The following is an 11,907-nucleotide window of genomic DNA, read 5'->3' as shown; positions in this document are numbered from 1 at the left end:
CTTTTGATTTCATCAAAATATAAAAATTAAGGAGATTATATGAGTGTACTTAGTTACGCACAAAAAATCGGTCAAGCCTTAATGGTGCCTGTGGCAGCCTTACCTGCTGCAGCATTATTAATGGGTATTGGCTATTGGATAGACCCAGATGGTTGGGGGGCAAACAGTCAATTAGCGGCATTATTAATTAAATCTGGTGCAGCAATTATTGACAACATGGGCTTACTCTTTGCAGTGGGGGTTGCTTTTGGGCTTGCAAAAGACAAACATGGTTCCGCCGCACTTTCAGGTCTTGTTGGTTTCTACGTAGTGACCACCCTACTTTCCCCTGCTGGTGTAGCACAATTACAACACATTGATATTAGTGAAGTGCCTGCAGCATTCAAAAAAATCAATAACCAATTTATCGGGATTTTAATTGGTGTGATTTCAGCTGAACTTTATAACCGTTTCTATCAAGTTGAATTACCAAAAGCACTTTCGTTCTTTAGCGGAAAACGCCTCGTCCCAATTTTGGTTTCTTTCGTGATGATCGCTGTATCATTTGCCTTACTCTATATTTGGCCTCATATTTTTAACGCGCTCGTTTCATTTGGTGAATCGATCAAAGATTTAGGTGCGGTAGGTGCGGGCATCTACGGTTTCTTCAACCGCTTATTAATTCCTGTTGGCTTACACCATGCCTTAAACTCCGTATTCTGGTTTGATGTAGCGGGTATCAACGATATTCCAAACTTCTTGGGCGGCGCTAAATCCATTGCTGAAGGCACTGCAACTGTGGGTGTAACTGGTATGTATCAAGCTGGTTTCTTCCCTGTCATGATGTTTGGTTTACCGGGTGCTGCTCTTGCGATTTATCACTGCGCAAAACCAAATCAAAAAGTACAAGTGGCCTCAATTATGCTTGCGGGTGCATTAGCCTCTTTCTTTACAGGGATCACTGAACCGCTTGAATTCTCATTCATGTTCGTTGCGCCTGTACTTTATGTATTGCATGCGTTATTAACAGGTATCTCTGTATTCATTGCAGCCACAATGCACTGGATTGCAGGCTTCGGCTTTAGTGCTGGTTTAGTGGATATGGTACTTTCTAGCCGCAACCCACTTGCCGTTAGTTGGTATATGTTACTTGTACAAGGTATTATATTTTTTGCTATCTATTATTTTGTGTTCCGTTTTGCAATTAATGCCTTTAATCTAAAAACGCTAGGACGTGAAGATAAAGCAGAAACAGCTGCAGCCCCAACACAAAGCAACCAATCTCGCGAAGAAAGAGCAGTGAAATTTATTGCTGCTTTAGGTGGTTCAGAAAACTTCAAAACTGTGGATGCTTGTATCACTCGTTTACGCTTAACTTTAGTTGACCATCACAATATTAATGAAGATCAACTTAAAGCGCTGGGTTCAAAAGGTAATGTAAAATTAGGTAATGATGGATTACAAGTCATTTTAGGGCCTGAAGCTGAACTTGTGGCAGAAGCGATTAAAGCAAAATTAAAATAAATTTTGACCGCACTTTACATGCCGTCTATCACCAGGCGGCATTTTTATTAATGAGATTTAGCGATGTTATTTATTCCACCACCACTACTCTGTTTATTAATTGGCACAGCAATGTATTTTTTGCCAAAAGTTGCTAGTTATTCTGTCCATTTTGCAGTTATTGCCTTTGTCATTACACTTTCATTTTTGATTGCTGGGGGCAGTGTGCTTCAATTTTTTATCCGCAAAACGACCATCAATCCTCATGACTTTAAACACACAACACAATTAGTTTCTACAGGCATATTTCGATTTAGCCGTAATCCAATGTATTTAAGCTTGCTGTTAATGTTAATTGCTTGGTCTCTTTGGTTGGGTAATAGTTTGACTTGGTTAGGTGTGATTGTCTTTATACTAGTTATGAATCGCGTTCAAATAGCCCGAGAAGAAGCCTATTTGGAAAGTAAATTTGGCGATGAATACCGTCATTACAAACAAAAAGTAAGACGCTGGCTATAAAAAAACACCTTCACAAGGAAGGTGTTTTTATCAATTCTAAATCTATTTCTTCGGTGCCTGCATAAAGCGGAAGAAATCACTATCTGGTTTTAAAATCATCATATTGTCAGAATTTGCAAAACTCGCTTCATAGGCTTTTAAGCTACGTACAAAAGTAAAGAATTGTGGCTCTTGTGCAAAAGCATCTGAATATAATTTTGCCGCAGCTGCATCGCCTGAGCCTCGTAATTCTTGTGCAGTTTTATTTGCATTAGCAAGAATCAAGGTCACTTTACGATCTACATCCGCTTGAATAAATGCTGCTTTTTCTTTACCTTGAGAACGGTGTTCACGCGCGACTGCATCACGTTCTGCACGCATACGTTGATAAATTGAAGAAGATACTTCATCTGGTAAATTAATTTGTTTTACACGCACATCAATCACTTCAATACCCAATTCCGCCGTACTATCTTGCCCTGAATTTAAAGCTTTTTTTGCACCTTCCATTAATTCACCACGCGTACCAGAAACGATATCTTTAATGGTTCTTGTACCAATTTCAGAACGCAAACGGTCATTTACTTTACGACTTAACAAGCTTGAAGCTTGGGTATAATCGCCACCACCAGTAGATGTGTAGAATCGACCAAAATCACTAATCTTCCATTTCACATAAGAATCTACTAGCAAGTCTTTTTTCTCAACAGTAACAAAACGTGTTGCCGAACCATCTAAAGTACGAATACGTGCATCTAAAACTTTAATGCTATCAATCAAAGGCACTTTAAAATGCAAGCCTGGTTCATATACAACCACTTTGTTATCTGCATCACGTTGTACTTTGTTGAATCGCAACATAATACCGCGAGTACCTTCCGTCACGACCACGACACTGGAATACACCACTGCCGCAATGACAAAAATAGCTGGTAATAAAAATTTACGCATTAGTTAAATCTCCCTTGGCGAATCGGCTCAACAGTGCTTGGTAGTTGGCTTGAAGAATGATTAATACGCTCTGGCTGTGATAAAACAGGTGCAGATTCTACCGCTCTTTCTGTTACGGCTGGCGCTTTAGCTGATACTTTTTTACCCATAATTTGTTCTAAGGGTAACACGGTTAAATTGTTACCATTATTGCCATCAAGCATCACTTTTGGCGTATTTGCCATGACTTTTTCCATGGTTTGAATATATAAACGCTCACGCAGTAAATCTGGTGCAGCTTTAAATTCAGGCAACAAACGCTGCAAACGTTCCACTTCACCTCGTGCATCTAACACGATACGATCTTTATAAGCTGTCGCTTCTTCAATAATACGTTGTGCATCGCCACGCGCAATCGGCTCTTTCTCTCGGGCATAGGCTTCTGCTTCACGAATGAAACGTTGTTCATCTTCCTGCGCTTTAATCGCATCATCAAACGCATCTTTTACTTCTTCAGGTGGACGCGCAGATTGGAAGTTCACATCAATAACCTCAAGTCCCATGTCATAGGATTTGATAATGTCATTTAACGCTTTCCACGTATCTTCACGAACAACCGCACGGCCTGTTGTTAAAATATCATTCATTGACATATGGCCGATCACATAACGCAATGCACTGTCAGTCGCTTGACCTAAACTATCATCCGCATTCGTCACGCTAAAACGATATTTTGCAGGATCTTGCACACGATATTGCACGGTCATTTCTACTCGAACCATATTTTCATCTTTAGTCAGCATTGAACCTTGTGTGCGAAGTTCTTTAACTTGCTCTACATTCACTGGCAATACTTTATCTACAAATGTTGGTTTCCAGTTCAAACCTGGTTGAACAATAGAATGTAATTCACCAAAACGAAGCACTACACCACGCTCAGCCTCTTTAATAGTGTAGAAACCACTTACGCCCCAAATAATCGCACCAATCGCCACGGCAAGCGGCACCACTTTTCCAAAATTAAATGGCGTATTGTTTTGAGAACTACCATTATTTTGACCGCTCTTTTTATTTCCACCACCTAATTTTCTGAGAAGGTTATTAAAAATCTCCTCAATATCTGGCGGAGACTGTTCTTGATTCCCACGATTTTGATTGTTATTCCATCCATTATTATTGGATGAATTTCCCGGCTGTTGGTCATTGCTTTGCCCTGGTTTACTCCAAGGATCGCGATCTGAACCGTTCTGTGACATTTCATTCTCCATTTGTCAAAAAATTGTTAAGAGTTTAGCTAAATAAATGGGGCGCGTCTATGAAAATACAAGGCTTTTTAGGCAATAAAAAATCCTTGATTTTACATAAGGATTTTCTTGATTAATTCACATCATAAAGAACGCATTTTTGAAGTTCTTTTATCTGTAAACTTTCCCCACTCCATTCATAAAAGTGCGGTAATTTTTCTTGATGATTGACAAAAGCAGCTAAATAAACAGGGAGTTCGTCAGTAAACCACAACTGCCCCTGCGGACAATAATCTGAAAAAATTTTTTGTTGTTTAGGGAAATGACGAACATTGTATAATTTTACGATCCCAAATCCTTGAGATTTCAATACAGCCTCTCTCAAACACCAACAACGATAAAAAGCGTTCAAAGAATCCTGCTGATGATGAAACCAATCAATTTCTTCTTTTGGTGCAATATGTTCCATCAACGCCGTAAAATTTCTTATTTTAGGAAATTCAATATCAATTCCCACCGCACTTTTTTCTTCATTTCTAATATCTAATATTACCGCCACCCAATCACCAGAATGGCTAATATTAAAATCTATTCGCTCATCAAGAAAATAAGGTCTGCCACTTTCAGTACGATGAATTTGAGATAAAAGTGCGGTGGATTTTCCTGATATTTTTAGAAGTTGGAAAAGTAATAAGTGAGCAAGCCGACGGCACTGATGACGCTGAAAAACACGCGAGCTATCCGTTTCAATTTGATACAGATTTTCTGGAATCAGTTCATCGGGTAACGACTCCAAAGAAAAAGGTTGATTTATATTGCCGTAGGCGATGTAGGTTGTCATAAAATAAAAGCACCATTCAAAGGTGCTTTTATATTAAAAGGATTTAGTTTGTGTGTAAATTAGCGAATCACTAATTCCGCCACAGAAACACCGACCAAGCAAGCAACAACAACCCCAATTAAACCTGGCACCATGAAACTGTGGTTAAAATAATATTTACCAATTTTCGTTGTACCCGTTACGTCAAAGTTTACTGTTGCAATGTCTGATGGATAATTTGGAATAAAGAAATAGGCATAAGTTGCAGGCATTAAACCAACCAAGATTGGCGCAGGAATACCTAAGCCAATACCCACAGGTAATAACATGACTGCAGTCGCAGCTTGGCTATTAATTACGACAGAAACTGCAAATAATGCCAATGCGAACGTCCAAGGATAAGTTTGAACCATATCAGTAATCGCGGCTTTAAATTCTGGCATTGCGTATTGGAAGTAAGTATCGCTCATCCAAGCAATACCATAAATCGCAATAGCAGCTACCATACCTGACTTAAATACCACGCCATTTGGCACGATTTGAGGATTCGTTTTCGTTGCAAGTAAAATCACACCACCGAAACAAAGCATCATCATTTGGATGATTAGCGACATGGAAATCGCTTTTCCGCTACCGATAGTACGAATTTCAGGAATCATCGCAATTGCAACAATCACCACCAATGCTAATAAGAACAAATACACTGATTTTTTAGCACCTTGTGGAAGGGTTTCATTCAATGTTGTGCTTGTGGTATTTAAAATACGTTCGCTCCATACAGGATCTTGTAAACGACGTTGATATTCAGGATCCTGTTCCAACTCTTTACCACGACGCATACTGTATAAGGAAAGCGCTATCGTACCCGCTAAGGTTGCAGGAACTGTCACACAAATAATATCTAACAAACTAATATGCTCAAAACCTGGCATAGCAGTAATTTTACCTAGATAGAAGACAACGGCTGCAGAGAGTGGACTAGATGTGATCGCTAATTGAGATGCTACCGAAGACGCTGCCATTGGGCGCTCTGGACGGATTTTGTTTTTCAATGCAACATCACCGATGATTGGCATAATTGTGTAAACAGAGTGACCAGTACCAAGCATAAACGTTAATAAATACACGACCAATGGGCCTAGTAAAGTGACACGCTTTGGATTTTTACGAAGAATGCGTTCAGCAATTTGTAACATAAATTTCAAACCGCCAGCTGCTTCAAGTATGGATGCACAAGTTACCACTGCAAGGATGATGAGCATTACATCAATTGGTGCTTTCCCTACTGGCATACGGAATACGAAAACTTCGATAGCAAGACCGATACCAGACACGACACCTAAACCGATACCGCCGTAACGGCTTCCCATATAAAGCATTAATAATAAGAATAAAAATTCTAAATAAAGCATAAGTACCTCAAAAATAAAAAAACTGTAAAAATAATACCCTTTTTGAGGAATAAAACTAGATATTTTTTAAATTTTAGAGCAAGAATTGAATTAAAAGGTAATTCAGATCAATTTTACAATGCAGGAATAAGAGAAAAGTGCGGTGATTTTAAAGAGGATTTTTGGGAAAAAATTAGGCGACTTAAAAGTCGCCCAACTTGAAATTATTGATTGTTTTGCACGTAGTCAATCGCAGATTGAACAGTTGTGATTTTTTCAGCTTCTTCATCTGGAATTTCGATATCGAATTCTTCTTCTAAAGCCATTACTAATTCAACTGTGTCTAAAGAGTCCGCACCTAAATCTTCAACGAAAGAAGCTTCAGATTTAACATCTTCTTCTTTAACACCTAATTGTTCAACGATGATTTTTTTCACGCGTTCTTCAATACTCATTTGTTTTTCCTATTTTGTTGGTTTTAACTCATAAAAGAGCGGTTAGTGTATGTATTTTTTATCAACTTGCAACTATTTTATAGGCTGGTCGCACCACAAAATGGGCAATCTGAATACACACATTAAAAATAGTTACGTACCTTTGCATACGCTCAAGGCGTAACCAAGCTACACTGCGAATGGGATTCTAACATTATCTAAAATCTTTGGCTATGATTTTGTGTTTAGAACGCCACTCAAGTCCAAATAAAGAGAAATGCTGATTTTCAGCATTAGCTCATATATAAACCACCATTTACATGCAACGTTGTGCCTGTAATGTAAGCTGCATCATCAGAAGCTAAGAAAGCAACAGCTTTAGCTATGTCTTTTGCTTCGCCTAAACGACCAGCTGGAACATTAGATAAGATCCCCGCTTTTTGTTCATCGGTAAGCACTTCTGTCATATCCGTTGCAATAAAACCAGGTGCAACTACATTTACAGTAATACCGCGCGCAGCCACTTCTTTCGCTAAAGATTTAGAAAAACCAATCACACCCGCTTTTGCCGCACAATAGTTAGTTTGACCGGGGTTCCCCATTGAACCGACCACTGAACCAATATTGATGATACGACCAAAACGTTTTTTCATCATTGAACGTAACATGGCTTTAGAAAGATGATACACCGAAGTTAAGTTAGTTTGCATAATATCAAACCACTCATCATCTTTCATACGCATCAATAAGTTATCGCAAGTAATACCTGCGTTATTCACGAGAATATCAATATCGCCAAAATCATTTTTGATTTGCTCAAGTGCTGCTTCGATGGATTCTTTATCAGTTACGTTTAACACTAAGCCTTTACCTTTATCCCCTAAATATGCAGAAATTGCCTCTGCACCTTTTTCAGATGTTGCAGTACCAATTACAAATGCACCTTTTGAGCTAAGTTCTTCTGCAATCGCACGACCGATACCACGAGTAGCCCCTGTCACTAAAGCAATTTTACCTTGCATTTTTTTCTTCCTTTTACGCTAAAAATTCTTCTACAGCATTGAATGATGCAACATCATTTACAGATATAGCTTGTAAATCACCCACAATGCGTTTGGTTAAACCATTTAATACTTTACCTGGTCCCACTTCAACAAGTGCTTGAACGCCATCTTGCGCTATTTTTTCAACTGTTTCAGTCCAACGAACTGGGCTATATAACTGACGAACAAGTGCGGTACGAATTTCTGCACCTTCAGTTTCAGCTTTCACATCAACGTTATTTAATACCGAGGTTGTTGGTGTATTAATTTGAATATTCTCAAGTGTTACCGCTAATTGCTCCGCTGCTGGTTTCATCAAGGCACAGTGAGAAGGTACGCTCACGGCTAATGGCAATGCACGTTTCGCCCCCGCTTCTTTACATAATGTAGCTGCACGCTCAACTGCAGCTTTCGCGCCAGCGATAACGACTTGGCCTGGTGAGTTGAAATTCACCGCTGATACAACTTCACCTTCTTCCGCTTGTTTACAAGCATTAATAATCGCTTCATTATCCAAACCAATGATTGCATACATTGCGCCAGTGCCTTCAGGCACAGCTTGTTGCATTAATTTTCCGCGCAATTCCACTAATTTAATCGCATCTTGGAAATCCAACACACCAGCACAAACTAACGCAGAATACTCACCTAAGCTATGGCCTGCCATCACTTCTGGTTTTAATTGAGGAAATTTTTCTTGCCATACGCGATAAATAGCGACTGAAGCTGCCAAAAGTGCGGGCTGAGTTTGCCATGTTTTATTGAGTTCTTCAGCAGGGCCTTGTTGAACAAGATTCCATAAATCATAACCAAGCGCATCAGATGCTTGTTTAAATGTTTCAGTAACGATTGGATATTCAGTGGCAAGATCAGCAAGCATACCGACAGTTTGGGAGCCTTGACCTGGGAAGACCATTGCGAATTTTTTCATTATGTTGTTATCCTATGTTTTAATTAAAAATATTTTTCGTTAATTGAAGTCAGGATTTCGCCTGACACTTAACACAAAAAGTGCGGTCAATTTTTACCGCACTTTAAAATCATCAATAATTATATCAAATCAACTAAAATCTCACTAACGCTGAACCCCAAGTCCAACCACCGCCAAAGGCCTCTAATAATAGTAACTGCCCACGTTGAATACGGCCATCTCGAACAGCCTCATCTAAAGCGACAGGCACAGTTGCAGCACTGTTGTTAGCGTATTTGTCTAACGTTACCACCACTTGCGACATATCCATTTCTAATTTTTTAGCTGTCGCTGTAATAATACGTAAATTTGCTTGGTGTGGCACAAGCCAGTCTAAATCTTTTTTATCCAAATTATTTGCTAAAAGTGTTTCTTCCACCACATTTGAAAGTTCACGAACTGCCAATTTGAAGGTTTCGTTACCTTGCATCTCGATATATCCAGATTTTTCTACGCCACGTTCAGGTTGAGCTAAAACAAGGGCATTATGTTTATCTGCTGAAGCATGTAAATGAGTCGAAATAATCCCTTCTTGTTCACTCGCTTCAAGAATTACTGCTCCCGCACCATCACCAAATAGAACAACAGTGCTGCGATCAGTTTCATCTAATTTACGAGAATTGAGATCTGAGCCTATCACTAAGGCTTTTTTCACCTTGCCGGCACGAATAAATTGATCGGCTACGCTCAAGGCATAGACAAAACCAGTACAAGCTGCAGCTAAATCAAAAGAAATCGTATCATCGATATTTAATAAACCTTGCACTTGGCAAGCCGCACTTGGATAAGCGTGTGAATGACTTGTTGTTGCAACAATAATCAGTTCAATATCTTGAGGATTAATCTGGGCAGCTTCGATCGCATTTTTTGCCGCTTCAAATCCCATTGTTGCAACAGTTTCATCTGCCGCTGCGATACGACGTTCACGAATACCGGAACGAGTGACAATCCATTCATCTGATGTATCAACCATTTTTTCCAATTCCGCATTGGTGCGGATGTAGCTTGGTAAATAACTACCAGTAGATAAAATTCTGCTATTCATAATAAATAAAAATTAAGTCATTAATAACGAGCAAGCCCTGCCAAAATTTTTTCTGGAAGTTGCAGGCGGGCTTGTAAGGCAGCATCGGCAATGGCGTGCGCAAAAGCATTCACATTTGCGCTACCGTGACTTTTTACCACCACAGCTTTTAAGCCAATAAGTGATGCGCCATTATATTCATCAGGGTTAATGCGTTTCAAGCGTTGATAACTTTGTTTGAAAAAATATCGCATTATCCACGCCAAAATCGGTTTTAAACGTGATACCTTCGATTGATTTTTAAATAAAGACAACAAATTTTTTGCTGCCCCCTCAAGGGTTTTTAACGCGATATTGCCAGCAAATCCCTCACTAACAATAACATCCACGCGACCATTCAACAAAGCATCACCCTCAATAAAACCAACATAATTAAGTGCGGTAGATTTTTCTAACAAATTTGCGGCTTCGCGAATAGATTGATGTCCCTTAATGGCTTCTACACCAATATTTAATAAACCAATGCGCGGATAAACAAGATGAAGATGATTTTCTGCAAAAATTGCGCCCATTTGTGCAAATTGATAAAGATTTTGCGCATCACATTCCACATTTGCGCCTAAATCCAACATCACAGATTTTTCACCGTTCATTGTTGGAATAAAAGCCACTAATGCCGGACGCGCAATGCCTTGTAAAGGTTGCAACAAAATTTTTGATAATCCCATTAACGCCCCTGTATTGCCAGCACTCACACAACCTTGCGCCTCACCACGTTGCACGCTTTCTAGTGCTAAACGCATAGAAGTTCCCTTGCTATGGCGCAATGCATAAGAAATAGCTTGGTTATTATCAATTTTGTGAGAACAATGTTGAATATGAAGACGATCTAAAAGTGATTGAGGGCTGTTTTCAAGTAAAGGGGAAATTTGTTGCTTATCGCCAAACAGAATAAGAAAAAGCATTGGATCTCGTTCCAACGCCAAAAGGGATGCGGGGATAGTAATACGGGGACCAACGTCCCCGCCCATCACATCTAACGCCAAGGTTAGACGGTTCAAGTGAACACCTATAAGTAAAAATTACTTATTGATCACTTTACGACCACGATAGTAACCGTCTGCAGTTACGTGGTGGCGTAAGTGAGTTTCACCGCTTGCTTTATCTACTGATACAGCAGCAGTTGTTAAAGCATCGTGTGAACGACGCATATCACGACGTGAACGAGATTTTTTGTTTTGTTGAACAGCCATTGGCTATACTCCTAAATTTAATTTACTTTTGCTTTAAATTAGCTAATACAGCGAACGGGTTCGGTTTTTTTGCCAATTCTTCAGGCAATTCGCCAAAAACCTGTTCCTGCGCGGACACTTCACAGTGTTCAGATGAATGCATTGGGACAAGCGGTAGAGCTAAAATAAGTTCGTCTTCCACTGTACCAATTAAATCTATTTCGCCAAACGCATTAAATTCGATTGGTTCATAAATTTCGGGCAAGTCATCAGCTTGATCCCAATTAGCCACTGGACTATAAATAAACTCACACTCCAATGTTTGTTTGTAAGGCAAATTACAACGCTGACATTCAAGCTCGACATCAACCTGTACTTTACCTTTCATCACCACTAATTTTTGTGGATCAACATAAAACGATAATGTTACCTGTGCATCGCTGAGCACGTTTACCACTGATTCCGCCAAACGCTCAAGCTGATTTGCAGCATAATAGCCAACATAATCAAGCCGTCTTTGAGCATCTTTTATGGGATCAACAGTGAGGGGTAGTTTTACCTTTTGCATAGGGCGTGAATATTACCTGTTGTTTCGAAGATAGTCAAAGAGAAATCGTGGATTTTCTAAAATTTACGCTGTAGCAACCGCACTTTTGACTCAATTTTATAATTTTCATCTTAGTTCACGTCGATTTCATTTACAAGAACGTCCAGAAGCAACGCGATTAACGCGATTAAAAAAACACCGCAAACAGCTCAAAAAAAAACAATTAAACTAAAATAGGATAAAAAACATACACCGCAAACATAAAAATGATCTAACATAACAAAACCTTTTT

13 protein-coding genes are annotated in these 11,907 nt (G+C 39.2%); 2 read left to right on the top strand and 11 right to left on the bottom strand.

The window, feature by feature from the left end:
* The first annotated feature begins 39 nt into the window (after positions 1-39).
* Together nagE and DV428_RS04185 are read left to right on the top strand one after the other, a co-directional pair.
* Positions 40-1,503, top strand: a complete 1,464-nt coding sequence (gene nagE / locus DV428_RS04190; RefSeq protein WP_114908787.1) for an N-acetylglucosamine-specific PTS transporter subunit IIBC — start codon at positions 40-42, stop codon at positions 1,501-1,503.
* Between the two features lie 63 nt (positions 1,504-1,566).
* Positions 1,567-2,001 carry a methyltransferase family protein gene (locus DV428_RS04185; RefSeq protein WP_114908786.1) on the top strand — a complete coding sequence of 145 codons (435 nt, stop codon included), beginning with the start codon at positions 1,567-1,569 and terminating at the stop codon, positions 1,999-2,001.
* Positions 2,002-2,043: 42 nt separating this feature from the next.
* On the opposite strand, the gene hflC is transcribed toward DV428_RS04185, so the two are convergent.
* The 11 genes from hflC to yceD form a co-directional block, all read right to left on the bottom strand.
* Positions 2,044-2,931 (bottom strand): protease modulator HflC, encoded by an 888-nt coding sequence (gene hflC / locus DV428_RS04180; protein ID WP_005639909.1) that lies wholly within the window; start codon positions 2,929-2,931, stop codon positions 2,044-2,046.
* Positions 2,931-4,166 (bottom strand): FtsH protease activity modulator HflK, encoded by a 1,236-nt coding sequence (hflK, locus tag DV428_RS04175; RefSeq protein ID WP_162790770.1) that lies wholly within the window; start codon positions 4,164-4,166, stop codon positions 2,931-2,933. Before hflK ends, hflC begins: the two co-directional genes overlap by 1 nt.
* Before the next feature lie 121 nt (positions 4,167-4,287).
* Positions 4,288-4,995: a 4'-phosphopantetheinyl transferase family protein gene (locus DV428_RS04170; RefSeq protein WP_114908784.1), complete on the bottom strand. Its 708-nt coding sequence runs from the start codon at positions 4,993-4,995 to the stop codon at positions 4,288-4,290.
* A gap of 59 nt (positions 4,996-5,054) precedes the next feature.
* A complete protein-coding gene (locus DV428_RS04165; protein WP_053466053.1) occupies positions 5,055-6,386 on the bottom strand; it encodes an anaerobic C4-dicarboxylate transporter in 1,332 nt (443 codons plus the stop codon).
* A gap of 203 nt (positions 6,387-6,589) precedes the next feature.
* Complete coding sequence (gene acpP / locus DV428_RS04160) at positions 6,590-6,820, bottom strand: acyl carrier protein (RefSeq protein WP_005627318.1); 231 nt, start codon at positions 6,818-6,820, stop codon at positions 6,590-6,592.
* Between the two features lie 272 nt (positions 6,821-7,092).
* Complete coding sequence (fabG, locus tag DV428_RS04155; RefSeq protein WP_114908783.1) at positions 7,093-7,821, bottom strand: 3-oxoacyl-ACP reductase FabG; 729 nt, start codon at positions 7,819-7,821, stop codon at positions 7,093-7,095.
* 13 nt (positions 7,822-7,834) lie between these two features.
* Positions 7,835-8,773, bottom strand: a complete 939-nt coding sequence (gene fabD, locus DV428_RS04150) for an ACP S-malonyltransferase (protein WP_114908782.1) — start codon at positions 8,771-8,773, stop codon at positions 7,835-7,837.
* Positions 8,774-8,906: 133 nt separating this feature from the next.
* Complete coding sequence (locus tag DV428_RS04145) at positions 8,907-9,857, bottom strand: beta-ketoacyl-ACP synthase III (protein WP_114908781.1); 951 nt, start codon at positions 9,855-9,857, stop codon at positions 8,907-8,909.
* 20 nt (positions 9,858-9,877) lie between these two features.
* Positions 9,878-10,897, bottom strand: a complete 1,020-nt coding sequence (gene plsX / locus DV428_RS04140) for a phosphate acyltransferase PlsX (RefSeq protein WP_114908780.1) — start codon at positions 10,895-10,897, stop codon at positions 9,878-9,880.
* A gap of 21 nt (positions 10,898-10,918) precedes the next feature.
* Entirely contained in the window at positions 10,919-11,089 is a 171-nt protein-coding gene (rpmF, locus tag DV428_RS04135; protein WP_005544470.1) for a 50S ribosomal protein L32, read from the bottom strand.
* A gap of 22 nt (positions 11,090-11,111) precedes the next feature.
* Positions 11,112-11,636 carry a 23S rRNA accumulation protein YceD gene (gene yceD, locus DV428_RS04130; RefSeq protein ID WP_046942523.1) on the bottom strand — a complete coding sequence of 175 codons (525 nt, stop codon included), beginning with the start codon at positions 11,634-11,636 and terminating at the stop codon, positions 11,112-11,114.
* Positions 11,637-11,907: the final 271 nt, after the last annotated feature.

The organism is Haemophilus haemolyticus (assembly GCF_003352385.1).
Classification (GTDB): Bacteria; Pseudomonadota; Gammaproteobacteria; order Enterobacterales; family Pasteurellaceae; genus Haemophilus; species Haemophilus haemolyticus_I.
This window is presented reverse-complemented; position numbering and strand designations above follow the sequence as displayed.